This is a genomic window from Pantoea sp. ICBG 828 (assembly GCF_002928355.1).
Lineage (GTDB): Bacteria > Pseudomonadota > Gammaproteobacteria > Enterobacterales > Enterobacteriaceae > Pantoea > Pantoea dispersa.
Window position 1 is genome coordinate 495,529 of sequence record NZ_POWN01000001.1, and the last position, 24,308, is coordinate 519,836.

21 protein-coding genes are annotated in these 24,308 nt (G+C 58.6%); 13 read left to right on the top strand and 8 right to left on the bottom strand.

Annotated elements, in window-relative coordinates; genetic code table 11:
- Nucleotides 1–26: 26 nt before the first annotated feature.
- The 7 genes from C1Y43_RS02365 (at nt 27) to C1Y43_RS02395 (ending at nt 7,230) form a co-directional block, all read left to right on the top strand.
- Nucleotides 27–500: an NUDIX domain-containing protein gene (locus tag C1Y43_RS02365; protein ID WP_104186857.1), complete on the top strand. Its 474-nt coding sequence runs from the start codon at nt 27–29 to the stop codon at nt 498–500.
- 41 nt (nt 501–541) lie between these two features.
- The gene (gene mnmA / locus C1Y43_RS02370; RefSeq protein ID WP_104186858.1) at nt 542–1,654 is read left to right on the top strand and encodes a tRNA 2-thiouridine(34) synthase MnmA; all 1,113 of its coding nucleotides are present in this window, start codon (nt 542–544) and stop codon (nt 1,652–1,654) included.
- Nucleotides 1,655–1,688: 34 nt separating this feature from the next.
- Entirely contained in the window at nt 1,689–2,330 is a 642-nt protein-coding gene (hflD, locus tag C1Y43_RS02375) for a high frequency lysogenization protein HflD (RefSeq protein ID WP_021506376.1), read from the top strand.
- 44 nt (nt 2,331–2,374) lie between these two features.
- Nucleotides 2,375–3,745 carry an adenylosuccinate lyase gene (gene purB / locus C1Y43_RS02380; RefSeq protein ID WP_104186860.1) on the top strand — a complete coding sequence of 457 codons (1,371 nt, stop codon included), beginning with the start codon at nt 2,375–2,377 and terminating at the stop codon, nt 3,743–3,745.
- Between the two features lie 173 nt (nt 3,746–3,918).
- The gene (phoP, locus tag C1Y43_RS02385; RefSeq protein WP_010617222.1) at nt 3,919–4,587 is read left to right on the top strand and encodes a two-component system response regulator PhoP; all 669 of its coding nucleotides are present in this window, start codon (nt 3,919–3,921) and stop codon (nt 4,585–4,587) included.
- 3 nt (nt 4,588–4,590) lie between these two features.
- Nucleotides 4,591–6,051 carry a two-component system sensor histidine kinase PhoQ gene (phoQ, locus tag C1Y43_RS02390; RefSeq protein WP_021506378.1) on the top strand — a complete coding sequence of 487 codons (1,461 nt, stop codon included), beginning with the start codon at nt 4,591–4,593 and terminating at the stop codon, nt 6,049–6,051.
- Nucleotides 6,052–6,108: 57 nt separating this feature from the next.
- Entirely contained in the window at nt 6,109–7,230 is a 1,122-nt protein-coding gene (locus C1Y43_RS02395; RefSeq protein WP_104186862.1) for a cupin domain-containing protein, read from the top strand.
- A gap of 300 nt (nt 7,231–7,530) precedes the next feature.
- On the opposite strand, the gene pepT is transcribed toward C1Y43_RS02395, so the two are convergent.
- Nucleotides 7,531–8,757: a peptidase T gene (gene pepT, locus C1Y43_RS02400; RefSeq protein ID WP_021506380.1), complete on the bottom strand. Its 1,227-nt coding sequence runs from the start codon at nt 8,755–8,757 to the stop codon at nt 7,531–7,533.
- A gap of 300 nt (nt 8,758–9,057) precedes the next feature.
- Here pepT and potA point away from each other — a divergent pair, with 300 nt between their 5' ends.
- Genes potA through potD form a run of 4 tightly spaced genes read left to right on the top strand, consistent with a single transcriptional unit; the run spans nt 9,058 to nt 12,841 of the window.
- A complete protein-coding gene (gene potA / locus C1Y43_RS02405; RefSeq protein WP_104186863.1) occupies nt 9,058–10,173 on the top strand; it encodes a spermidine/putrescine ABC transporter ATP-binding protein PotA in 1,116 nt (371 codons plus the stop codon).
- Nucleotides 10,166–11,017, top strand: a complete 852-nt coding sequence (gene potB / locus C1Y43_RS02410) for a spermidine/putrescine ABC transporter permease PotB (RefSeq protein ID WP_104186865.1) — start codon at nt 10,166–10,168, stop codon at nt 11,015–11,017. Before potA ends, potB begins: the two co-directional genes overlap by 8 nt.
- Nucleotides 11,014–11,787 (top strand): spermidine/putrescine ABC transporter permease PotC, encoded by a 774-nt coding sequence (gene potC, locus C1Y43_RS02415; protein WP_088517712.1) that lies wholly within the window; start codon nt 11,014–11,016, stop codon nt 11,785–11,787. The genes potB and potC overlap by 4 nt, the downstream gene beginning before the upstream one ends.
- 10 nt (nt 11,788–11,797) lie before the next feature.
- A complete protein-coding gene (gene potD / locus C1Y43_RS02420) occupies nt 11,798–12,841 on the top strand; it encodes a spermidine/putrescine ABC transporter substrate-binding protein PotD (RefSeq protein ID WP_088517713.1) in 1,044 nt (347 codons plus the stop codon).
- Nucleotides 12,842–13,063: 222 nt separating this feature from the next.
- Here the strand turns inward: potD and cobB are convergent, their stop codons facing one another.
- The 4 genes from cobB to lolC all read right to left on the bottom strand — a co-directional run bounded on the left by cobB (nt 13,064) and on the right by lolC (nt 17,182).
- Complete coding sequence (gene cobB / locus C1Y43_RS02425) at nt 13,064–13,897, bottom strand: Sir2 family NAD+-dependent deacetylase (protein WP_010617227.1); 834 nt, start codon at nt 13,895–13,897, stop codon at nt 13,064–13,066.
- A gap of 147 nt (nt 13,898–14,044) precedes the next feature.
- Nucleotides 14,045–15,289: a lipoprotein-releasing ABC transporter permease subunit LolE gene (gene lolE, locus C1Y43_RS02430; protein WP_021506385.1), complete on the bottom strand. Its 1,245-nt coding sequence runs from the start codon at nt 15,287–15,289 to the stop codon at nt 14,045–14,047.
- A complete protein-coding gene (lolD, locus tag C1Y43_RS02435; RefSeq protein ID WP_021506386.1) occupies nt 15,289–15,990 on the bottom strand; it encodes a lipoprotein-releasing ABC transporter ATP-binding protein LolD in 702 nt (233 codons plus the stop codon). Before lolD ends, lolE begins: the two co-directional genes overlap by 1 nt.
- Nucleotides 15,983–17,182, bottom strand: coding sequence for a lipoprotein-releasing ABC transporter permease subunit LolC (gene lolC, locus C1Y43_RS02440; RefSeq protein ID WP_021506387.1), 1,200 nt, complete (start codon nt 17,180–17,182; stop codon nt 15,983–15,985). Before lolC ends, lolD begins: the two co-directional genes overlap by 8 nt.
- A 248-nt stretch (nt 17,183–17,430) precedes the next feature.
- Here lolC and C1Y43_RS02445 point away from each other — a divergent pair, with 248 nt between their 5' ends.
- Nucleotides 17,431–17,640: a hypothetical protein gene (locus tag C1Y43_RS02445; RefSeq protein WP_021506388.1), complete on the top strand. Its 210-nt coding sequence runs from the start codon at nt 17,431–17,433 to the stop codon at nt 17,638–17,640.
- A gap of 186 nt (nt 17,641–17,826) precedes the next feature.
- Nucleotides 17,827–21,270: a transcription-repair coupling factor gene (mfd, locus tag C1Y43_RS02450; protein WP_104186867.1), complete on the top strand. Its 3,444-nt coding sequence runs from the start codon at nt 17,827–17,829 to the stop codon at nt 21,268–21,270.
- 126 nt (nt 21,271–21,396) lie between these two features.
- Here mfd and C1Y43_RS02455 read toward each other — a convergent pair whose 3' ends face one another.
- From C1Y43_RS02455 to ycfP, 3 genes are all read right to left on the bottom strand, one after another.
- Complete coding sequence (locus C1Y43_RS02455; RefSeq protein WP_031279257.1) at nt 21,397–21,939, bottom strand: glycine zipper 2TM domain-containing protein; 543 nt, start codon at nt 21,937–21,939, stop codon at nt 21,397–21,399.
- 294 nt (nt 21,940–22,233) lie between these two features.
- Complete coding sequence (locus C1Y43_RS02460) at nt 22,234–23,538, bottom strand: NAD(P)/FAD-dependent oxidoreductase (protein ID WP_031279261.1); 1,305 nt, start codon at nt 23,536–23,538, stop codon at nt 22,234–22,236.
- A gap of 212 nt (nt 23,539–23,750) precedes the next feature.
- Nucleotides 23,751–24,293: an alpha/beta hydrolase YcfP gene (ycfP, locus tag C1Y43_RS02465; RefSeq protein ID WP_021506392.1), complete on the bottom strand. Its 543-nt coding sequence runs from the start codon at nt 24,291–24,293 to the stop codon at nt 23,751–23,753.
- Nucleotides 24,294–24,308 lie beyond the last annotated feature (15 nt).

A 24,308-nucleotide genomic window follows, 5' to 3' on the forward strand; every position in this document is an offset into this window, starting at 1 on the left:
GTCAGGTTAACTATTTGGGAGGAACGATGTTTAAACCTCATGTAACCGTCGCCTGTATGGTGCACACGCAGGGCAAATTACTGGTGGTGGAAGAGCGCGTCGACGGCCGCGTTACCTGGAATCAGCCGGCCGGCCATCTTGAGGCCGATGAAACGCTGCTGGAAGCCGCGCAACGTGAGCTGTACGAAGAGACCGGCATCAGCGCGCAGCCCGACTATTTTCTCGGCGTGCAGCAGTGGATCGCCCCGGACCATACACCTTTTGTGCGTTTTCTGTTTGGCCTCGATCTGCCTGCCACCGTGACCACCACGCCACACGACAGCGATATTGACTGCTGCTGGTGGCTGTCGCCCGCGCAGATTCTCAGCGCAGAGACGCTGCGTTCGCCGCTGGTGGCCGAAAGCGTGCGGCTGTGGCAGCAGGGGGCCCGCTATCCGCTGCAGCTGATAGCCCCGTATCAGTGGCCGTTTCATGAGGGTGCGCACAACGCTTCCGCGTGATAGAATGCGCCGCCTGTTTTTATCGTAATCAAGAGTGCGTCATGTCTGACAACAGCCAGAAAAAAGTGATCGTCGGGATGTCCGGCGGCGTCGATTCTTCCGTTTCCGCCTGGTTACTGCAGCAGCAGGGCTATCAGGTTGAAGGCCTGTTCATGAAGAACTGGGAGGAAGACGATGGCGAGGAGTATTGCACCGCTGCTGACGATCTGGCTGACGCACAGGCCGTGTGTGACAAGCTCGGCATCAAACTGCACAAAATCAATTTCGCCGCTGAGTACTGGGACAACGTGTTCGAGCACTTTCTGGAAGAGTATAAGGCCGGACGCACGCCAAACCCGGATATTCTTTGTAACAAAGAGATCAAGTTCAAAGCGTTTCTCGAATTCGCTGCAGACGATCTCGGCGCAGACTACATTGCCACCGGCCACTATGTGCGCCGTGCCGATGTCAACGGCACCAGTCAGCTGCTGCGCGGTCTCGACGGCAACAAAGATCAGAGCTATTTCCTCTACACGCTCAGCCACCAGCAGATTGCACAGAGCCTGTTCCCGGTCGGCGAACTGGAGAAGCCTGAGGTGCGCCGCATCGCCGAACAGCTCGATCTGATTACGGCGAAGAAAAAAGACTCCACCGGTATTTGCTTTATCGGCGAGCGTAAATTCCGCGACTTCCTCGGTCGTTACCTGCCGGCCCAGCCGGGCGTCATCGAAACCGTTGACGGTGAAGTGGTCGGTGAACACCAGGGGCTGATGTATCACACCCTGGGTCAGCGTAAAGGGCTGGGCATCGGCGGACGCAAAGAGAGCAATGACGATCCGTGGTATGTGGTCGACAAAGATGTCGCGCGCAATACGCTGATTGTGGCACAGGGCGGCGATCATCCGCGCCTGATGTCGGTGGGCCTGATAGCACAGCAGCTGCACTGGGTCGATCGCCAGCCAGTAACCACTGCGCTACGCTGCACGGTGAAAACCCGCTATCGTCAGAGCGACATTCCCTGCGAGATCATTCCGCACGGCGACGATCGCATTGAAGTGCGTTTCGATGAGCCGGTCGCGGCCGTCACTCCGGGCCAGTCCGCGGTATTTTACCTCGGTGACGTGTGCCTTGGTGGCGGTATTATTGAACAGCGCCTGCCGCTGACAGAGGCCTGAGTCGGCACTGCCGACGCGTCTACAGGAGTGAAGCGTGGCTAAAAACTATTATGAGATAACGCTGGCGCTGGCCGGCGTTTGCCAGGCAGCCCATCTGGTGCAGCAGCTGGCACACCAGGGGCACTGCAACAACGCGGCGCTGCAGGTGTCGCTGCGCAGCCTGCTGGATTTAAATCCAGGCTCAACGCTGGCGGTGTTTGGCAACGATGAAGCCAACCTGCGCCCCGGGCTGGAAGCGCTGATGGCGGTGCTGAACAGCGGCAGCCGGCAGGGTGCCAGCGCCGACCTGACGCGTTATACCCTGAGCCTGATGGTGCTGGAGCGTAAACTGCACGGTAACAAAACCGCGCTAAACACCCTGGCGCAGCGCATCGGCCAGCTTGATCGTCAGCTGGCGCATTACGAACTGGAATCAGACACCATCACCAGCGCCATGGCCGGCATTTACGTCGATGTGATCAGCCCGCTCGGCCCGCGCATTCAGGTGACCGGCTCACCGCAGGTGCTGCAGAATTCGCAGGTGCAGAGTAAAGTTCGCGCTGCGCTGCTGGCCGGTATCCGCGCGGCGGTGCTGTGGCAGCAGGTCGGCGGCGGTCGTCTGCAGCTGATGTTTGCGCGCCAGCGTCTGCTGCGCGAAGCGAAAACCCTTTTATCCCGGCTGGGTCCGGCGTATTAAGCGCCGCCCTGCCCTATATCGTTAACGATTCAGGAGTTGCACTGATGGAATTATCCTCTCTGACCGCCGTCTCACCTGTCGATGGTCGTTACGGCGATAAAGTCAGCCCGCTGCGTGCGATTTTCAGCGAGTACGGTTTGCTGAAATTCCGCGTTGAGGTTGAAGTTCGCTGGTTACAAAAACTGGCCGCGACCGCAGAGATCAAGGAAGTTCCTGCATTTGATGCCGACGCAAACGCTTTCCTTGATGCAATTGTCGCCGGTTTCAGCGAAGAAGATGCGGCGCGCATCAAAACCATTGAACGCACCACCAACCATGACGTGAAAGCCGTCGAATACTTTCTGAAAGAGAAAGTAGCCAACGTGCCGGCGCTGCACGCGGTGTCTGAGTTTATCCATTTCGCCTGCACCTCCGAAGATATCAATAACCTGTCACACGCGCTGATGCTGGAAACCGCACGCCGCGACGTGATCGTGCCGTTCTGGAACCAGATCATTATCGCCGTGAAGGGCCTGGCGCAGGAGTATCGCGACATTCCGCTGCTGTCGCGCACCCACGGTCAGCCGGCAACGCCGTCCACCATGGGCAAAGAGATGGCCAACGTGGCCTACCGCATGGAACGCCAGCTGCGTCAGCTGAGCAAGGTGGAAGTGCTGGGCAAAATCAACGGCGCGGTGGGCAACTACAATGCGCACATCGCCGCGTATCCGGAAGTGGACTGGCATCAGCTGAGCGAGCAGTTTGTGACCTCGCTGGGTATCAGCTGGAACCCGTACACCACGCAGATCGAGCCGCATGACTACATCGCCGAGCTGTTTGACTGCATCGCGCGCTTCAATACCATCCTGATTGATTTTGACCGCGACATCTGGGGTTACATCGCCCTGAACCATTTCAAACAGAAAACCATTGCTGGCGAAATTGGCTCTTCAACCATGCCGCACAAGGTTAACCCTATCGACTTCGAAAACTCCGAAGGGAATCTGGGGCTGGCCAATGCGGTGATGCAGCACCTGGCCAGCAAACTGCCGGTATCACGCTGGCAGCGCGATCTGACCGATTCTACCGTGCTGCGTAACCTCGGCGTCGGCGTCGGCTATGCCTTGATCGCCTATCAGGCCACGCTGAAAGGTATCTCCAAGCTGGAAGTGAACCGCGATCGCCTGCTGGGCGAGCTGGATCACAACTGGGAAGTCCTGGCTGAGCCGATCCAGACCGTGATGCGCCGCTACGGCATTGAAAAGCCGTACGAGAAGCTGAAAGAGCTGACGCGCGGCAAGCGCGTTGACGCGGCCGGTATGCAGGCATTTATCGACAGCCTCGAGCTGCCGGAAGCAGAGAAAGTGCGCCTGAAGCAGATGACGCCAGCCAACTACCTCGGCCGCGCGATTCAGATGGTTGACGACCTGAAGTAATTCCTTGCTCTGAAAACTCAGGCTATGGCAAGTTGGTGTTACCTCAGTCACGCACGTCACGTGGTGGCTGAGGTTCCCCTGCCAGTGCATCACAGCGGAGTGTTAATCTGCGGTTTAGCTGGCGTAGCGTATACTTTTCGCCATCATCACTGAGTTGAAGGTAAGGAAATTCTATGCGTGTTCTGGTTGTGGAAGATAATGCCCTGCTGCGCCATCACCTCGCAGTCCAGTTACGTGACATGGGTCATCAGGTGGATGCCGCCGAAGACGCCAAAGAAGCCGACTATTTCCTGCAGGAACACATTCCCGATATCGCGCTGGTCGATCTCGGCCTGCCCGACGAAGACGGCATGTCGCTGATTCGCCGCTGGCGTGGCGATGCCATTCGTCAGCCAATTCTGGTGCTGACCGCGCGCGAAGGCTGGCAGGCGAAAGTTGAAGCGCTGGAAGCCGGTGCCGATGACTACGTGACCAAGCCATTCCACATTGAAGAGGTCGCCGCCCGCTTACAGGCGCTGATGCGCCGCAACAGCGGGCACGCCTCGCAAATTATCTCCATGCCGCCGTTCCAGGTTGACCTGTCGCGCCGCGAGCTTACGGTGAATGACGCGCCGGTCAAGCTGACCGCGTTTGAGTACACCATTGTTGAAACACTGATCCGCAATGCCGGTAAAGTGGTCAGCAAAGACTCGCTGATGCTGCAGCTGTATCCCGATGCGGAACTGCGCGAAAGCCACACCATTGATGTACTGATGGGCCGGCTGCGCAAAAAAATTCTCGCGCTGCACCCGACCGAAGTGATCAACACCGTACGTGGCCAGGGATACCGCTTTGATCTCTGATTTATGAAGCTGCTCCGCCGTCAGCGCCCTTTCTCCTTACGCGCGCGTTTCCTGCTGGCGACGGCGGCGATCGTGCTGTTTTTGTCGCTGTCGTATGGCATGGTGGCGGTTATTGGCTACGTCGTCAGCTTTGATAAAAATACCTATCGCGTGATGCGCGGCGAGAGCAATCTGTTCTTTACCCTCGCGCAGTGGAAAGACAACAAGCTCACCATCGCCCAGCCGGAACGCATGACGCTCAATTTCCCGACGCTGGTGTTCATCTATGACGAGCGCGGTAAGCTGCTGTGGCAGCAGCGCGACGTGCCGGAAATCCGCAAAAACATTCGCCGCGACTGGCTGATGAAGCCAGACTTTTACGAGATCGATACCAGCAATCGCACCAGTATGGCGGCGATGGGTAACAATCCGCAGGCACAGCAGCGGCTGCACGCGCTGGACAGTGACAGCAACGACACCTTCACCCACTCGGTGGCGGTCAACCGCTACGACGCGACCACCAATCTCCCGGCGCTGACCATTGTGGTGGTGGACTCGATCCCGCAGGAGCTGCAGCACTCAGACGTGGTGTGGTCGTGGTTTAGCTATGTGCTGGCGGCCAATCTGCTGCTGGTGATTCCGCTGCTGTGGCTGGCGGCACACTGGAGCCTGCGTCCGATTGGCCACCTGACTTCGCAGGTGCGCGAGCTGGAAACCGGTCACCGGGAAAATCTCGACGACAACCCGCCGCAGGAGCTGCGCAGCCTGGTGCGCAATCTCAATCTGTTGCTCACCAACGAACGGCAGCGCTACACGCGCTATCGCACCACGCTGTCGGATTTGACGCACAGCCTGAAAACGCCGCTGGCGGTGCTGCAAAGTACGCTGCGCTCGCTGCGCGGTGGCAAAGAGCTGACCATCGAACAGGCTGAGCCGGTCATGCTCGAGCAGATCAGCCGCATCTCGCAGCAGATTGGCTATTACCTGCATCGCGCCAGCATGCAGGCGGATCACAACCCGCTACAGCGCGATCTGCATTCGGTCTCGGCCCTGCTGGATAGCCTGTGTTCCGCGCTCAATAAGGTGTATCAGCGCAAGGGCGTTGAGATCACGCTGGATATTTCGCCGGAGCTGACCTTTATCGGCGATCAAAATGACTTTATGGAAGTGCTGGGCAACGTGCTGGATAACGCCTGCAAATACTGCCTCGAATTTATTGAGGTCAGCGCGCGCCAGACGGAAAACGCGCTGCATCTGTTCATTGACGACGATGGCCCCGGCATTCCCGAAAGCAAGCGCGATCTGATCTTTGTGCGCGGCCAGCGTGCCGATACGCTGCGTCCCGGTCAGGGACTGGGACTGGCGGTAGTGCGCGATATTCTCGAGCAGTATGCCGGTCAGGTAATCGCCACGACCAGCCCGCTCGGCGGCGCCCGCATGGAGGTGATTTTTCAGCGGCAGGAAGTTGAACATCACCGCGAGTAGAACCGGACGCGGGCTGTTATACTTGGCAGCAATTATGGCCCTAACCGGAATCCTCGCATGGACTATCAGCTCGACATCAACTGGCCCGACTTTATTCAGCGCTACTGGCAAAAACGCCCGGTGGTGCTGAAACGGGGTTTCAAAAACTTCATTGATCCGATTTCTCCGGATGAGCTGGCCGGTCTGGCAATGGAAAACGAGGTGGACAGCCGCCTCGTCAGCCACAACAACGGCAAATGGCAGGTCAGCCATGGTCCGTTTGAAAGCTACGATCATTTGGGTGAAAGCAACTGGTCGCTGCTGGTCCAGGCGGTGAACCACTGGCATGAACCTTCTGCTGCGCTGATGCGCCCGTTCCGCTTTCTGCCCGACTGGCGTATCGACGACCTGATGATCTCGTTCGCAGTGCCGGGCGGCGGCGTAGGCCCGCACTTTGATCAATACGATGTGTTTATTATTCAGGGCACTGGCCGCCGTCGCTGGCGCGTAGGCGAAAAAGTGCCGATGAAACAGCACTGCCCACATCCGGATCTGCTGCAGGTTGAACCGTTCGACGCCATCATCGATGAAGAGCTGGAACCAGGCGACATTCTGTATATTCCACCGGGTTTCCCGCATGAAGGCTATTCGCTGGAGAACGCGCTCAACTATTCAGTCGGCTTCCGCGCACCTAACGGACGCGAGCTAATCAGCGGCTTTGCGGATTACATGCTGGCGCATGAGCTGGGCAGCTACCGCTTCAGCGATCCGGATGTGCCGGCGCGTGACTGCCCATCGCGGATTCTGCCGTCGGAAGTAGAAGGGATCCGCAAAGTGATGCTGGATGTGATTAATCAGCCGGAGCAGTTTAACCAGTGGTTTGGCGAATTTATTTCCCAGTCGCGTCACGAGCTGGATGTGGCTCCGCCGGAACCGCCGTATCAGCCGGATGAGATTTATGACGCGCTGCAGCAGGGTGATGCGCTGACGCGCCTCGGCGGCCTGCGCGTGCTGACGCTGGGCGACGCGGTGTACGTCAACGGTGAGCGCGTTGAGTGCGCGCATCCGTCGGTACTGGCTGCGCTGGCACACAAACACGTATTGACGCTGGAAGATTTCGGCGATGCGCTGGATGACCCTTCGCTGCTGGCTCAGCTGGCGGCACTGGTGAACAGCGGGTACTGGTTTTTTGCTGATTGAGTTGATCAGGTCCTCTGCGCCCGTTTCCCTCACCCCGGCCCTCTCCCGCCCGCGGGAGAGGGAGAAAACCGTGCGACGATTGCAGTAAAGCGCCGGCGGCGGCATGGGCAAATGAAGAGCCTGATTCTCGCTCGAACGGTCCTCTCTCCCGCCCGCGGGAGAGGGAGAAAACCGTGCTCGCCTTGCGACAAGATGGGTAAAGCAGTGATTAAGGCAATAAACAAAACCTGATACCCGCTCGATCGGTCCCCTCTCCCGCAGGCGGGAGAGGGTTAGGGTGAGGGCAAGCCCCTCTCCGCCCTACTTCTTCTCCGCCGCGAGCGCGGCCAGGCGCACGATCACCTCAACCGACTTCGCCATCACATTCAGCGACGCAAACTCATGTTTACCGTGGTAATTGTAGCCGCCGGTAAACAGATTCGGACACGGCAGTCCTTTCCATGACAGCGCCGATCCGTCCGTGCCGCCGCGAATCGGCTTCACGTTCGGTTCGATACCGCAGTCGCGCATCGCCTGCAGCGCCAGCTCAATGATGTGCGGATGCGGTTCCACCTTCTCCCGCATATTGCGATAGCTGTCGCTGATCTCCACCTTGATGGAGCACTCAGCCTGCAGGCCTTTACTGACGCGGCGGCCAATCTCCTGCAGCAGCTGCTTACGCTGTTCGTAGCTGTCGGCATCAAAATCGCGAATCAGGTACATCAGCTCGGCGTGCTCTACCGATCCCTTAATAGTGTGCAGGTGGAAAAAGCCTTCATAGCCGTCGGTAAACTGCGGCTTCTCTTTGGCCGGCAGCTCGGCGTGGAAGCGCATCGCCAGGTCCAGCGCGTTCACCATCACGTTTTTCGCACTGCCGGGATGCACATTGTTACCGGTGATTTTGACCAGCGCCGTCGCGGCATTAAAGTTCTCGAACTCAAACTCGCCGAGATCGCTGCCGTCAACCGTATAAGCCCAGTCAGCCGCAAACCCCTCAACGTCGAAGTGCGACGTGCCGCGACCGATCTCTTCATCCGGAGTAAAGGCCACGCGAATGGCGCCGTGCGGCACATCCCCTTTGGCCAGCTCGGCCATTGCCGTCATGATCTCAGCGATACCGGCTTTATCATCAGCGCCCAGCAGCGTTTTACCGTCGGTGGTGATCAGCGTATGCCCGGTCAGCTTGTGCAGCACCGGGAACATCACCGGCGAGAGCACTTCATCCCCGTTGCCCAGCGCGATGTCACCGCCACGATAGTTTTCAATGATCTGCGGATTGACATTTTTCGCGGTGAAATCCGGCGAGGTATCCATGTGGGAAATAAAACCGATCACCGGCGTCGGCCAGTCGACGTTTGCCGGCAGAGTGCCCATCACACAGCAATGATCGCTTAAGGTGACGTCCACAAAACCCAGCGCAATAAGCTCTTCCTGTAACTGACGCGCCAGCGTCCACTGCCCTTCGCTGCTCGGCACCTGCCGCGCCTGAGGTTTTGCCTGGGTTTCTACTGCCACATAACTGAGAAAACGCTCAAGTAATTGATCCATCTGTCATCCCTCTTAAGAACCTGCATTATTATCATGGGGCCTGATTATCGCCATGTTGCGTCAAATCATTATCCTTCAGGTTAGCCCTCTCAGCCCAATCGTGCGCTGAAATTCGCCCTGCCAGCCACCCGTCCGGCTGGCCCGATGAGCATACTCCAGCAATTTGCAGACTTTTCAAGGTTATTCCGTGTCTGAACATGGCAATGGCGCATTTTTCAGGTATTATCGCGCCCTTCATCACGGCAAGCTGTCGCCGGCGGCTATGCTGTAACCTGATTCTCATCAGACTGAGTGACTAAAATGACGCAAACACGCGCGCAGCAGGCGCTGGTTACGCTTTCTGGCATCAGTAAAGCTTTCGATGGCAAAACCATCATCCCGGATTTCGACCTGACCATCGGTCATGGCGAATTTATCACCCTGCTTGGCCCCTCCGGCTGCGGTAAGACCACGATTCTGCGCCTGATCGCCGGGCTGGAAAACGCCGACAGCGGACGTATCCATCTGGATGAGAGCGACATCACTGAAACGCCCGCCGAGCATCGCCATATCAATACCGTGTTTCAGAGTTACGCGCTGTTTCCGCACATGTCGGTGTTTGAAAACGTCGCGTTTGGCCTGCGCATGCAGAAAACCCCGGCGGCAGAGCTGACGCAGCGCGTCAACGAGGCGCTGGCGATGGTGCAGCTGGAAAGCTTTGCCGCGCGCCGGCCGCACCAGCTCTCCGGCGGCCAGCAGCAGCGCGTGGCGATTGCGCGCGCAGTGGTCAACCGGCCCAAAGTGCTGCTGCTTGATGAGTCGCTCTCCGCGCTGGATTACAAACTGCGCCGCCAGATGCAAAACGAGCTAAAAGCGCTGCAGCGCAAGCTGGGCATCACGTTTGTGTTTGTCACGCACGATCAGGAAGAAGCGCTGAGCATGTCTGACCGCATTGTGGTGATGCGCGACGGGCGCATCGAGCAGGACGGCACGCCGCGCGAGATCTACGAAGAGCCCGCGAACCTGTTTGTGGCGCGCTTCATTGGCGAAATCAACGTGTTTGATGCAGAAGTGATCGGCAGCACGCACGCGCCGCAGGTACGGGCGCGCGTCGAAGGCCGTGAGTGCGATATTCACTGCCCGTTCCCGGTCAAACCCGGCGACCGGCTGCATGTGCTGCTGCGGCCGGAAGATTTGCGCGTCGAGGAGATTGATCACGACAGCCGCAGCGAAAACCTGATCGGCTACGTGCGTGAGCGCAACTATAAAGGCATGACGCTGGAATCCACCGTTGAGCTGGAGAACGGCAAGCTGCTCACCGTCAGCGAGTTCTTTAATGAGGACGATCCGGATTTTGACCACTCGCTGAACCAGAAAATGGCGGTCAGCTGGGTGCCAAACTGGGAGGTGGTGCTGCCGTATGAAACGGATGCGTAATCGTCTGCAGAAAGCCATTGTGGCGCTGATCGTCGGCTGGCTGACGCTGTTCGTGTTGCTGCCGAATCTGATGATCTTCGTCACCAGTTTTCTGACGCGCGACGACGCGCACTTTGTCAGCATGGTGTTCACCCTGAACAACTATGGCCGGCTCCTCGATCCGCTGTATGCCGACGTGCTGCTGCACTCACTCAACATGGCCTGCATCGCCACGCTGTGCTGCCTGCTGCTCGGCTACCCTTTTGCCTGGTGCCTGACCAGACTACCAGCGCGTATGCGCCCGCTGATGCTGTTTCTGCTGATTGTGCCGTTCTGGACCAACTCTCTGATTCGCATTTATGGTCTGAAAATTTTTCTCAGCACGCGCGGCTGGCTCAATGAATTTCTGCTGTGGCTCGGCGTCATCGACAAGCCGTTTCGCATCATGTTTACCCCGGAAGCGGTGATCCTCGGACTGATCTATATTCTGCTGCCATTTATGGTGCTGCCGCTCTACTCCAGCCTTGAGAAGCTGGACAAATCCTGCCTGGAAGCGGCGCGCGATCTTGGCGCCAGCAGGCTACAGACCTTCATCCGTATCATTTTGCCGCTGACCCTGCCCGGTATCGTTGCCGGCGCGCTACTGGTATTTATCCCGGCGATGGGGCTGTTCTACGTAGCGGATTTAATGGGCGGAGCAAAGAATCTGTTGATTGGTAACGTAATCAAAAGCCAGTTCCTCAATATTCGTGACTGGCCGTTTGGTGCCGCCACCAGCATTGTCATGACGCTGCTGATGGGGCTGATGCTGCTGGTTTACTGGCGCGCAGCGCGTCTGCTGAATCACAAGGCGGAATTGCAATGATGGCGCGCGGATTACGCTACGGCTTCATGGCCGTGATTTATGCCTGGTTCTACATTCCGATCATCATCCTGATCGTCAACTCCTTCAATGCCTCGCGCTTCGGCATCAACTGGCAGGGCTTCAGCACCCAGTGGTATCGCCTGCTGGTCAATAACGACAGTCTGATTCAGGCGGCGCAGCATTCGCTGATCATGGGCGTGCTGTCGGCCAGCTGCGCGACGCTAATCGGCTCGCTCACCGCCGTGGCGCTGTACCGCTACCGTTTTCGCGGCAAGCCGTTTGTCAGCGGTATGCTATTTGTGGTGATGATGTCGCCGGATATCGTGATGGCGATTTCGCTGCTGGTGCTGTTTATGCTGCTGGGGATTTCGCTCGGCTTCTGGTCGCTGCTGTTTTCCCACATCACTTTCTGCCTGCCGTTTGTGGTGATTACCGTCTATTCGCGCCTGAAAGGCTTTGACGTGCGCATGCTGGAGGCGGCAAAAGATCTCGGCGCCAGCGAAGTGACTATTCTGCGCAAGATTTTGCTGCCGCTGGCGCTGCCGGCAGTGGCCGCGGGCTGGCTGCTGAGTTTCACCCTGTCGATGGATGATGTGGTGGTGTCGTCATTTGTCACCGGTCCCGGCTTCGAAATTTTGCCGCTGAAAATTTATTCCATGGTGAAAGTGGGCGTGTCGCCGGAGGTGAACGCGCTGGCTACCATTTTGATGCTGCTGTCGCTGCTGCTGGTGGCAGCCAGTCAGCTGTTGCTGCGTGATAAAACCAAATAGAGGATAACCGATGAAAAAGTGGTCTCACTGGCTGGCGGCTGGGGCGCTGGCACTGGGTATGCAAAGCGCTCAGGCGGATGACAACAACACGCTTTACTTCTATAACTGGACCGAATATGTGCCGCCCGGGCTGCTGGAGCAGTTCACCAAAGAGACCGGCATCAAAGTGATTTATTCCACCTATGAATCCAATGAAAGCATGTACGCCAAGCTGAAAACCTGGAAAGCAGGCGCTTACGATCTGGTGGTGCCGTCGACCTACTTCATCGCCAAAATGCGCAACGAGGGCATGCTGCAGAAGATCGACAAGTCACAGCTGAGCAACTTCCGCAACCTCGATCCCGACCTGCTGAACAAGCCGTTTGATCCGAACAACGACTATTCCATTCCCTATATCTGGGGCGCAACGGCGATTGGCGTGAATACCGACGAGGTGGATGCGAAAACCCTGACCCAATGGGCCGATCTGTGGAAACCACAGTATAAGCAGAGCCTGCTGCTGACCGATGACGCGCGTGAAGTGTTCCAGATGGCGCTGCGCAAGCTCGGCTACTCCGGTAATACGCAGGATCCAAAACAGATTGAAGCCGCCTATGAAGAGCTGAAAAAGCTGATGCCGAACGTGCTGGCGTTCAACTCGGATAATCCCGGCAATCCGTTTATGGAAGGCGAAGTCAACGTCGGCATGATCTGGAATGGCTCCGCCTGGGTGGCGCGCCAGGCTGGCACGCCGCTGCAGATTATCTGGCCGAAAGAGGGCGGGATTTTCTGGATGGATAACCTGGCGATCCCGGCGAATGCGAAAAATAAAGCGGGCGCGCTGAAGCTGATTAACTTCCTGCTGCGCCCGGATGTGGCGGCTAAAGTGGCAGAAACCATCGGTTATCCGACGCCCAACCTGGCGGCAAGAAAGCTGCTGCCGCCCGAGGTGGCCAGCGATCCGTCACTCTATCCGCCGGCTGAAGTGATCAAAAACGGCGAGTGGCAGAACGATGTCGGTGCCGCCAGCGTGCAGTACGAAACGCTGTTCCAGAAGCTGAAAGCGGGACGGTGAGGTTCTGAGGTGGAGGTTGTGCAGCCTGGCCCTCACCCTGCCCTCTCCCAGAGGGAGAGGGTTCATTTGTGCAGGATTCGGCATTGGGAGAGGGTTCATTCATGCTGGATTCGGCCTGTGGGAAAGACCGTACTGGATTCAGCCTGAGTTTCAGTCCGGCGCGTTTTTCCCCTTCTCCCGCCGGGAGAAGGCCGGGATGAGGGGAAACGCGCAGTACGCTGACTATTTATACAAGCCGCGCAAAAAAGTATGCACGAATTCGGGCACCACTTCGCTGGCTAAGCCGTAATGCGCTTCAGCGAATTCGTTACCGACCTGACTGGGGGCCAGATTCAGCTCCACGGTGTGCGCCCCCTGCAGTTTCGCCTCGTGCACAAAGCCTGCCGCCGGATAGACGTGGCCTGAGGTACCAATGGCAATAAACAGATCGGCCTGTTCCAGCGCCTGATAAATCTCCTCCATGCCGAGCGGCATTTCACCAAACCACACCACGTGTGGACGCAGCCGCGACGGGAACTGGCAGCAGGTACAGCGATCGTCCGGACCGACGTCCTCTGTCCACGCCAGCACCTGACCGCTGTGCTCACAGCGCACCTTCAGTAACTCACCGTGCATATGCAGCACGCGCTGGCTACCGGCGCGCTCGTGCAGGTTATCGATATTCTGCGTAACCAGCAGGAAATTATCGCCCAGCACCTGCTCCAGTTCGGCCAGCGCTTTGTGCGCCGCGTTAGGCTGGATTTCTGGCTGCTGCAGCTGACGCCGGCGCGCGTTGTAGAACCCCTGCACCAGCGCCGGATCGCGGCGAAAGCCTTCGGGCGTCGCCACATCTTCCACGCGATGCTCTTCCCACAGGCCATCTTCCGCGCGGAAGGTGCGGATGCCGGATTCTGCCGAAATTCCGGCACCGGTCAGCACCACCACGTGCGGCTGCGGATGGGCGGCAAGTTCGACCTGACGATCGCGCTCAAAGATGCGCTGGCGAAAGCGCTGATGCACTTTGCGGCGGTTCTTTTTGTAGCGGGCGAGTCGAAGGCGGCGGCGCGGTTGGCGCATAAAGGCTCCTTAATCTGCGGCGCTGAACGCCGCGCTGCGGGTGTTTTCCGGGTTACTCAGACCCGATAATAGCGGCTGGGTATGACGGCTGCATGCCGCAGACGCTGAAAATGTGCGCAGCCGCGAAGGCGGCTGCGTGTTTTGTCTTTACTGACCGCTCAGCACGCGGGCAGGATCGATGCGGCTGGCACGCCGCGCCGGATACCAGCTGGCAATCAGGCTCAGGCCAATCGCCGTTGCCAGCACGATGGCCACATCCAGCCAGTGCAGCTCGGACGGCAGAAAGTCGATAAAATAGATATCGCCCGCCAGCAGCTGATGCCCGGTAAGGTGCTCCACTACGCGCATTACCGGCGTCAGATTGAGCGCCACCAGCACGCCGACCACCACACCGCTGACGCTGCCCAGCAGCCCGGCCAGCAGGCCATACCAGATAAAGATGGCACGAATCAGGCCGTCTTTCGCCCCCAGCGTGCGCAGTACGGCGATATCGCTGCTCTTGTCCTTCACCGCCATCACCAGCGTCGACACGATATTAAAGCAGGCCACGCCAATCACCAGCACCATCGCCAGATACATGATGGCGCGAATCATCTGGATATCGCGATACATATAGCCGTAAGTGCCAATCCAACTGCGGATGGTGACATAGGAGTGGGTGGCTTCGCCGGCATCGCGCACCAGCTTCTGTGCCTGGAACGGATCGCTCATCTTCAGCGCAATGCCGCTGACGCTGTCGCCCAGATCCAGATACTTTTGCGCATCGGCCAGCGGCACCAGCGCCAGACTGTGATCCAGCATGCCGCTCAGCTGCAGAATACCGCTCACCTGCAGACGAATGCGTTTTGGCTGCAGCAGTTTGTTCTCGCCATCATTATTCGGGATCATGATGGTGATCCAGTCGCCCTGCTTTACGTTGAGCGATTTGGCGATGCCGCCGCCCAGAATGATCTGCTGCCTGCCGGCGCTGAACTGCGACCAGGCATCGCCGCTGACAAAACGCGGCAGCGCGCTGAGGCGCGGCTCCTGCTGCGGATCAACGCCCTTCACCTGCAGCGCCTGCAGCTTCGCACCGCTCTCAATCAATCCGGTAAAGTTAACGTAAGGCGCCGCCGCGGCGATGCCTGGCACCTGTTCGATGGGCGCAATCATCGGCTGCCAGTTGCGAAATGGCTGGTTAACCGCCTCAATTTCGCCGTGCGGTACCACGGCCAGAATGCGGTTGTTGAGCTCCCGCTCGAAACCGTTCATCGCGCTCAGCCCGATGATCAGCACCGCCACGCCAAGCGCAATGCCGATGGTCGAGATGATGGAGATCAGCGACACCATGCCGCCGCGCCGCCGGCCGCGGCTGAAGCGCAGCCCGAGCAGCAGGGATAAAGAGGACGCCATCAGATCGCTCCCAGCGTCAGGTGATCGCTCAGCTGGCCGTCGCGCATTTCCATCTGACGGCTCAGGCGCTTCGCCAGGTTGAGGTCATGCGTCACCACCAGAAACGCGGTGCCCTGCTGCACGTTGAGCTCGCCGAGCAGTTCAAAAATGGCATCGGCGTTGCGCGCATCGAGATTACCGGTGGGCTCATCGGCCATCACCAGCCGCGGCCGGTTCACCAGCGCCCTGGCAATCGCCACGCGCTGACGCTCACCGCCCGACAGCTCAGAAGGCCGGTGCGCCGCGCGCTTTTCCAGACCAACCGCCGCCAGCATCTCGCGTGCGCGCGCTTCCGCTTCGGCTTTGCCGGTTTTGCCAATCAACAGCGGCATGGCTACGTTCTCCAGCGCGCTGAAGTCCGGCAGCAAATGGTGAAACTGATAAATGAAGCCGAGTTCCCGGTTGCGCAACTCTGCTTTGGCCGCCGACGACATGGCGTTAAGCGATTTCCCGTCAAACACCACGTCACCGGAGGTCGGTGCATCCAGCCCGCCCAGCAGGTGCAGTAAGGTACTTTTGCCGGAGCCGGAGCTGCCGACGATGGCCGTCAGTTCGCCCGGCTGCAGGCTAAAAGCCACATTGCGCAGCACATCGGTCTGCACGCTGCCTTCCTGATAGCGTTTGCACAGGTCACGACACTGCAACAAAGGGGTATTACTCATAACGTAAAGCCTCAGCGGGTTGAACGGCGGCAGCGCGCCATGACGGATAGAGGGTAGAGAGCAGCGCCACGGCCATCGAGACCAGCGCAATAGTGATCACCTGCCAGACATTGATATCTACCGGCAGCGCGGCGCCATCAAGGAACAGGCCGATCACCGGCATTAAATTGTTGAGCTGGCTGGCCAGCAGCACGCCCAGCAGCGTACCGAGCAGCGCGCCGATAATACCGGCGCTGGCGCCCTGCACCATAAATACCGCGACGATTTGCCGCCGCGTTAAGCCCTGGGTTTGCAGGATCGCCACTTCCGCCTGCTTCTCCATGATCAGCAGGCCCAGCGAGGTAATGATATTGAAGGCGGCCACGGCAATGATCAGGCTGAGCAGCAGCCCCATCATGTTTTTCTCCATGCGCACCGCCTGGAACAGGTCGCCCTTGCGTTCGCGCCAGTCTTTCCACGTCAGCCCCTGCGGCAGCGGCTGCTGGCTGAGCGCATCGACATTCAGCGGCTTATCCAGCCACAGGCGCCAGCCGGTAATGTTGCCGAGCGGATAGCGCATCACGCGCGAGGCATCCTGCTGGTTCACCAGAATCTGATAGCCATCGACTTCGCTATTGGCTGCGTAGGTACCGGCAACGGTAAAGATGCGCTGGCTCGGCACGCGCCCCACTGGGGTAAACTGACTGACCGATGGCACCATCAGGCGCAGCTGATCGCCGCGCTTCACGCCCAGCTGCGAGGCCAGCAGTTCACCGAGAATGACTTTATACTGGCCCGGCTGCAGCACGCTCTGCTGGGTGTTGACCAGATAAGGCGTCAGCGGATCCGGTTCGTCAGGATTGATGCCCAGCATCACGCCCACCGACACGTTGCGCGCACTCTGCAACACCACATCTGCGGTGGTTAGCGGCGCAATACGCGTCACGCCCTGCAGTTTGAGATCCTGTGCGCGCATCTGCTGCGGATTGATGCTGCCGGTGTCGCTGGTCACCAGCGCCTGCGGCATCAGGCCGAGAATGTTGCCTTCCAGCTCGCGCTCAAAGCCGTTCATCACCGACAGCACCGTCACCAGTGCCAGCACGCCGAGCGTGATACCAATAGTCGAGAGCCAGGAGACGAAACGACCGAAACGGTCTGAAGCACGTCCACGCATGTAGCGCAAACCGATGAATAACGCGACTGGTTGATACATGAGATCCGTCTTGGCCGTTGCCCAAAATTAAGTAGAGCGATGATAAAGGAGCCGTCTGCTTTATGAAACCTCTAACCCGCTGAGTCAGTTGCAAAGTTGCGTCAAAATGCGTCCTGCTGCGCGACAATGCACAAAATTACGACAAAATAGTGACGCTATTAGTACGATTATTCATCAGCAGGTGGGTTAGACTTAGCTTGCAGTACCGGTTTTCGCATCACAGTAAGCGCAGTACGGAGGTTCTTACCATGAGCAGGTTTCCTAAAGGCAGTATCGTTAAACATAAATCTGGCGAGATCAAAGGCGAAGTGGTCAATGTCTTTGAGCAGGGAGACGCGCTAACCGGTTATTATGTGAAGTGGGACGATGGCAACAACAGCTACCATGTCGAGCGCGAGCTGTCATGGGCCAATGTGGATCGTCCACGCATGCACTACACACAGCAATCCAGTAAATAACGTGACGCGGCCAGGTCGCCATCAATGACGACCTGGCAACTGGCCATACTGGCGGCCCTTCAGGGTGCCGCTGATGTAAGGTGCGCATTCATGCGCCCTGACATAAACTCAGAAAGGAGAGATGATCCTCACGGCGGAATGTGGAATGATGACGCCCTGGAAACTGAGGAGAGAATGTCGGACCTTATGTCGGAACAGCGTCGTTATACCCTGCCTGCAAAAGCAGGCGACCATCGTCAGCTCGGCCAGCTGGTCGGCGCCGCGCAGGCGGTTGAGTGTGCCAGCATCACCGAACGCCACCACGGTCCGGTGCTGATGATTACCCCGGATATGCAATCGGCCCTGCGACTGCAGGAGGAGATCAGACAGTTTACCGATCTGCCGGTCACCAATCTTGCTGACTGGGAAACGCTGCCCTACGACAGCTTCTCGCCCCATCAGGACATTATCTCCGCCCGTCTCTCCACCCTGTACCAGCTGCCCACCCTGACGCGCGGCATGCTGATTCTGCCGGTTAACACGCTGATGCAGCGCGTTTGCCCGCACAGCTTCCTGCACGGCCATGCGCTGGTGATGCAGCAGGGCCAGAAGCTGTCGCGCGATGCGCTGCGCGACCAGCTGGAGCAGGCCGGTTATCGCCATGTCGATCAGGTGATGGAGCATGGCGAGTACGCGACGCGCGGCGCGTTGCTCGACCTGTTCCCGATGGGCAGCGATCAGCCTTACCGCATCGATTTCTTTGATGATGAGATCGACAGCCTGCGCCTGTTTGACGTCGACTCACAGCGCACGCTGGAGGCGGTGAGCGCCATCAACCTGCTGCCGGCGCATGAATTTCCCACCGACAAAGCGGCCATTGAGCTGTTCCGCAGCCGCTGGCGTGAAACCTTCGACGTGCGGCGCGAACCCGAGCACGTCTATCAGCAGGTGAGCAAAGGCACGCTGCCGGCCGGGATTGAGTACTGGCAGCCGCTGTTTTTCGAGCAGGAACTGCCTACCCTGTTTAGCTATCTGCCCGCCAGCACGCTGGTGCTGAACAGCGGCGATCTGCACGCCAGCGCTGAACGTTTCTGGCAGGATGCTAACGCACGCTATGAAAATCGTCGCATCGATCCTATGCGCCCGCTGCTGGAACCGGCCACGCTGTGGCTGCGCCCGGATGCGCTGCTGAGCGAGCTGAAAAACTGGCCGCGCATGCAGCTCAGCGCTGAAACGCTGCCGGAGAAAGCCGCGAACAGTAATCTGGGCTATCAGCCATTGCCGGAGCTGACGGTGCAGGCGCAGGCCAAAGCGCCGCTCGATCTGCTGCGTCAGTTCCTCGAACAGTTTACCGGTCAGGTGATTTTCTCAGTAGAAAGCGAAGGTCGCCGCGAGAGCCTGCAGGAGCTGCTGTCCCGCATCAAACTGCGCCCGCAGCCGATCGATCGCTTCGAGCAGGCCGATGGGCAGCCTTACAGCCTGATGATTGGCGCCAGCGAGCGCGGCTTTATCGACACCCAGCGCCAGCGCGCGCTGATTTGCGAAAGCGACCTGCTGGGTGAGCGCGTCAGCCGCCGCCGTCAGGACAATCGCCGCACCATCAATCCGGACGTACTGATTCGCAACCTCGCCGAGCTGCACCCGGGGCAGCCGGTGGTGCATCTTGAACACGGCGTGGGCCGCTACATCGGCCTGACCACGCTGGAAGCCGGCGGTATCGTGGCTGAGTATCTGATGCTCTCCTATGCCGGCGATGCCAAACTTTACGTCCCGGTGTCATCGCTGCATCTGATCAGCCGTTACGCCGGCGGTGCCGATGAAAATGCGCCGCTGCACAAACTGGGCAGCGATGCCTGGTCACGCGCGCGCCAGAAAGCGGCGGAGAAAGTCCGTGACGTGGCCGCTGAGCTGCTGGATATCTATGCCCAGCGCGCGGCCAAGGCCGGCTTTGCCTTTAAGCACGACCGCGAGCAGTATCAGCTGTTCTGCGAAGGTTTCCCGTTTGAAACCACGCCGGATCAGGCGCAGGCAATTAACGCCGTGCTCAGCGATATGTGCCAGCCGCTGGCCATGGACCGCCTGGTGTGCGGCGATGTTGGCTTTGGTAAAACCGAAGTGGCGATGCGCGCTGCCTTCCTTGCGGTGGAGAACGGCAAACAGGTGGCGGTGCTGGTGCCAACTACCCTGCTGGCGCAGCAGCATTACGACAACTTCCGCGACCGCTTCGCCAACTGGCCGGTGCGCATTGAGATGCTGTCGCGCTTCCGCAGCGCCAAAGAGCAGGCGCAGGTGCTGGAGCAGGCCAGCGAGGGCAAAATTGATATTCTGATCGGCACCCACAAGCTGCTGATGAGCGATCTGAAGTGGCGCGATCTCGGTTTGCTGATCGTCGATGAAGAGCATCGCTTCGGCGTGCGTCACAAAGAGCGCATCAAAGCGATGCGCGCTGACGTCGATATTCTGACGCTCACCGCAACGCCGATTCCGCGTACTCTGAACATGGCGATGAGCGGCATGCGCGATCTGTCGATTATCGCCACGCCACCGGCGCGCCGTCTGGCGGTGAAAACCTTCGTGCGCGAGTATGACAGCCTGGTGGTGCGCGAAGCGATCCTGCGTGAAGTGCTGCGCGGCGGCCAGGTTTACTATCTCTACAACGACGTCGAGAACATCGAGAAAGCAGCGCAGCGGCTGGCCGAGCTGGTGCCGGAAGCGCGCATCGCCATCGGCCACGGTCAGATGCGCGAGCGCGATCTGGAACGGGTGATGAACGATTTCCACCACCAGCGTTTCAACGTGCTGGTGTGCACCACCATCATCGAAACCGGGATCGATGTGCCGAGCGCCAATACCATCATCATTGAGCGCGCCGACCATTTCGGTCTGGCGCAGCTGCATCAGCTGCGTGGCCGCGTCGGCCGTTCGCACCATCAGGCCTATGCCTGGCTGCTGACGCCGCACCCGAAAGCGATGACCACCGATGCCCAGAAGCGACTGGAAGCGATTGCCTCGCTGGAAGATCTGGGCGCTGGCTTTGCGCTGGCGACGCACGATCTGGAGATTCGCGGTGCCGGTGAACTGCTGGGTGAAGATCAGAGCGGTCAGATGGAGACCATTGGCTTCACGCTCTACATGGAGCTGCTGGAAAACGCGGTGGATGCACTCAAGGCCGGACGTGAACCGTCGCTGGAAGATCTCACCAGCAATCAGACCGAGATTGAGCTGCGCATGCCTGCCCTGCTGCCGGATGATTTTATTCCGGACGTCAATACGCGCCTGTCGCTGTATAAACGCATCGCCAGTGCGGCCGATGAACAGGAGCTGGCCGAGCTGAAAATTGAGATGATTGACCGCTTCGGCAAGCTGCCCGACGCCGCGCGCAACCTGCTGGATATCGCCGCGCTGCGCCTGGTGGCGCGCCAGCTGGGGCTGCGTAAAATCGAAGCCAGCGAAAAAGGCGGCTTCTTTGAGTTCGCGCCGCAGAATCAGGTCGATCCCGGCTGGCTGATCGGCCTGCTGCAGAAAGATGCGAAGCAGTGGAAGCTGGATGGCCCGACACGACTGAAATTCACCCGCGATCTGAGCGAACGCAAAACGCGCATGGAATGGGTGCAGAATTTCGTCGCCGAGCTGGCGAAGAACCGGGTTTAATCGCCCAGCCGTTACGCAGCAGCGCTATGCGACGCGCTGCTGCCTACGGTGCTGTAGCCAGAGCATAAAAAAAAGCGCCTTGCGGCGCTTTTTTTGTTACTGCTGCTGTGAAGTAGCTTTGCCCAATCAGGCCTGATTCGAATTCAGGATCAGCTGACCATTACGGTCGAGCGGGATGCGGGTGCCAGGGTCATTCTCCATGCGGATTTTGCCCTGCTGGTCGCCTATTTTATAGGTCACGTCATAACCCAGCATTTTTTCCTGTTTATCGTACACGGTTTTGCAGCGCTGCTCGCTGGTGGTGTAAGTGTCACGATCCTGCAGCGCACCCTGCACCTGGTTACCGCCGTAGCCGCCTGCCAGCGCACCGGCTACGGTCGCGATATCCCGGCCGCGGCCACCGCCGAACTGGTGACCAATCACCCCACCGGCCACGGCACCCAGTACGGAACCGGCGATGCGGTTCTCATCCTGCACCGGACGACGGTGCGTGAGGGTAACGTTGCGGCACTCCTGACGCGGTTGCTTAATGCTCTCTTTGATTGGCGTTGCCGAAAGGACCTGAGCATACTGCGGGCCACGATCAAACACATCCATGCTGGCGACGGCGGCCACGCCCAACGCTGCTGCTACGCCGATTCCAATACCCGCTAACATTGATTTATTCACAGGAATGTCCTCCTGAAGTTGTTACCGCGCATTCCTGCCGCAACCCGATCCCGGGTTACCGAGGCATAACCGGCGTGCGCGCCGCGCCGTGTTCGTTGGCATAAGTTTTACAGATGGTCCGAAAATGCAACATCAGATTAATGGAGGAAACGCAGCGGAAAGCCAGCAGGACCAGCTTTTAGGAGAGTTCTGAGCGGCAGTGTCATTGCGCCGTAACCTGGCGCTGATTGAACGGCAATCAGCCGGTTACGGCAGCCGGGCACGCAGCGGGCGGGGATGACCGCCCGCCAGCCATCAATGCAGTTTGAGACGCGGACGCAGCACGCGGTTGAGGCTGCCGACCAGCATCATCAGACCGGTCTTGAAGTATCCATGGAGCGCAATCTGGTGCATACGGTACAAGGAGATGTAGACAAAACGCGCAATACGCCCTTCCACCATCATCGAACCGCGCATCAGGTTCCCCATCAGGCTGCCGACGGTACTGAAGCGGGACAGCGACACCAGCGAGCCGTGATCTTTATACACGTAGGCTTTGAGCGGCTTGCCTTTGCGCTGGGCGAGGATGTTTTCCAGTGCTCGCGACGCCATCTGGTGCGCCGACTGCGCGCGCGGCGGCACGAATCCGCCGCCTGGCAGCGCGCAGGAGGCGCAGTCGCCGATGGCGTAAATATCGTCGTCCAGCGTAGTCTGCAGCGTCTCTTTGACCACCAGTTGATTAATGCGGTTGGTCTCCAGCCCGCCAATCTCTTTCATGAAGTCTGGCGCTTTAATACCCGCCGCCCACACCATCAGATCGGCTTCGATGAATTCGCCCCCTTTGGTATTCAGACCGTTGGCTGCTGCGCTGGTGACCATGGTTTGCGTCAGTACGCGCACGCCAAGCTTGCTCAGCTCCTGATGCGCCGCTGCGGAGATGCGCGGCGGCAGCGCAGGCAGAATACGCTCGCCGGCTTCCACCAGCGTAACGTTGAGCGCGCTGCTGTCGAGACCTTTATAGCCGTAGCTGTGCAGTTGTTTCACTGCGTTATACAGTTCTGCCGACAGCTCGACGCCGGTCGCGCCGCCGCCGACAATGGCGATATTGACTTTCTGCAGCTGCCCTTCGCTGGCAGAGAAGCGCAGGAACAGGTTGAGCATCTCATTATGGAACCGACGCGCCTGATGCGGGTTGTCGAGGAAGATGCAGTGATCTTTCACGCCTGGCGTGCCGAAATCGTTCGAGGTGCTGCCCAGCGCCATCACCAGACGGTCATACGCCAGTTCGCGCTGCGGTACCAGTAGCCCACCCTCCGCGTCGCGGATCTCCGCCAGTTCAATGGTTTTTGTGTCGCGATTAATTTGCGTCAGCGAACCCAGCTGGAACTGGAAACCGTGGTTGCGCGCATGCGCCAGATAGCTGAGCGCATCAATCCCTTCATCCATCGAACCGGTCGCCACTTCATGCAGCAGCGGTTTCCACAGATGGCTGTGGTTACGATCGACCAGGATGATCTCCGCCTTTTTTTTGCGGCCGAGTTTATGGCCGAGCTGTGTTGCCAGCTCCAGCCCTCCGGCACCGCCACCGACGATGACGATTTTTTCCATGCTTGTAGTCAATGAAGACCCCCTCAAAGTTGTAAACCAAAAGTTAATTAATGGTTATATAAAACCTTAATAAACATAGGGTTGGCGACATTTAATCGCGAGCTGAGGGCAGAATAGCACGGCATAATCATCCGGACATAAGAAAATTGATGTACATCAATCTTTGCACTGCATTATCAGAATGTTACACGTTTTGTGCGCCGCATCACACGGCGCAGCAGCACTCAGGCAAGGGTTTTGAACGCTTTGATGCGTTGCAGATGCGGGGCAATATTTTTGAATTTGTGGCTGGCCTCCTCGTCCCACACGATCTCGTAGTACGGGTGCAATGCGGCCGCGCTGCGCTGATTATCCAGCGCTTCATCGTGACGTGACAAAATGGTCAGGCAGCGGTCGCGGTTCTTTTCACGGAAGTTGCTGACGCATTTGGTGGCGATATCAAGATACTCTTCCGGCCGGTCGATCTTGCCTTCCATGTTTTCATCGGGAAACAGGTTGGGATTGAATATCGCCTGGCGCATGCCGCAAAGGAAGCCGATGCGTTCCGCCCAGTAGCCGCCCAGGCCGACGCCACAAATCAACGGATGCGCATCGCTGCCCTGCTGGAGCAGTTTGTCGCACTCTTTCAGCAGAAACTGCATATCGTGTTTCGGATGGCGGGTGCTGTAGCTAATAAGTCTGACGTCCGGGTCAATAAACTGCAGCTGCAGCACCTTTTCATGGTTGCCCGGACTGTTGGAATCAAAACCGTGCAGATAGATGATCATGATTATCCTCAGCGT

Coding starts and splice junctions, on each gene's coding strand:
- C1Y43_RS02365 (WP_104186857.1), top strand. CDS start 27: ATGTTTAAACCTCATGTAACCGTCGCCTGTATGGTGCACACGCAGGGC.
- mnmA (WP_104186858.1), top strand. CDS start 542: ATGTCTGACAACAGCCAGAAAAAAGTGATCGTCGGGATGTCCGGCGGC.
- purB (WP_104186860.1), top strand. CDS start 2,375: ATGGAATTATCCTCTCTGACCGCCGTCTCACCTGTCGATGGTCGTTAC.
- phoP (WP_010617222.1), top strand. CDS start 3,919: ATGCGTGTTCTGGTTGTGGAAGATAATGCCCTGCTGCGCCATCACCTC.
- phoQ (WP_021506378.1), top strand. CDS start 4,591: ATGAAGCTGCTCCGCCGTCAGCGCCCTTTCTCCTTACGCGCGCGTTTC.
- C1Y43_RS02395 (WP_104186862.1), top strand. CDS start 6,109: ATGGACTATCAGCTCGACATCAACTGGCCCGACTTTATTCAGCGCTAC.
- pepT (WP_021506380.1), bottom strand. CDS start 8,757: ATGGATCAATTACTTGAGCGTTTTCTCAGTTATGTGGCAGTAGAAACC.
- potA (WP_104186863.1), top strand. CDS start 9,058: ATGACGCAAACACGCGCGCAGCAGGCGCTGGTTACGCTTTCTGGCATC.
- potB (WP_104186865.1), top strand. CDS start 10,166: ATGCGTAATCGTCTGCAGAAAGCCATTGTGGCGCTGATCGTCGGCTGG.
- potC (WP_088517712.1), top strand. CDS start 11,014: ATGATGGCGCGCGGATTACGCTACGGCTTCATGGCCGTGATTTATGCC.
- potD (WP_088517713.1), top strand. CDS start 11,798: ATGAAAAAGTGGTCTCACTGGCTGGCGGCTGGGGCGCTGGCACTGGGT.
- cobB (WP_010617227.1), bottom strand. CDS start 13,897: ATGCGCCAACCGCGCCGCCGCCTTCGACTCGCCCGCTACAAAAAGAAC.
- lolE (WP_021506385.1), bottom strand. CDS start 15,289: ATGGCGTCCTCTTTATCCCTGCTGCTCGGGCTGCGCTTCAGCCGCGGC.
- lolD (WP_021506386.1), bottom strand. CDS start 15,990: ATGAGTAATACCCCTTTGTTGCAGTGTCGTGACCTGTGCAAACGCTAT.
- lolC (WP_021506387.1), bottom strand. CDS start 17,182: ATGTATCAACCAGTCGCGTTATTCATCGGTTTGCGCTACATGCGTGGA.
- C1Y43_RS02445 (WP_021506388.1), top strand. CDS start 17,431: ATGAGCAGGTTTCCTAAAGGCAGTATCGTTAAACATAAATCTGGCGAG.
- mfd (WP_104186867.1), top strand. CDS start 17,827: ATGTCGGAACAGCGTCGTTATACCCTGCCTGCAAAAGCAGGCGACCAT.
- ycfP (WP_021506392.1), bottom strand. CDS start 24,293: ATGATCATCTATCTGCACGGTTTTGATTCCAACAGTCCGGGCAACCAT.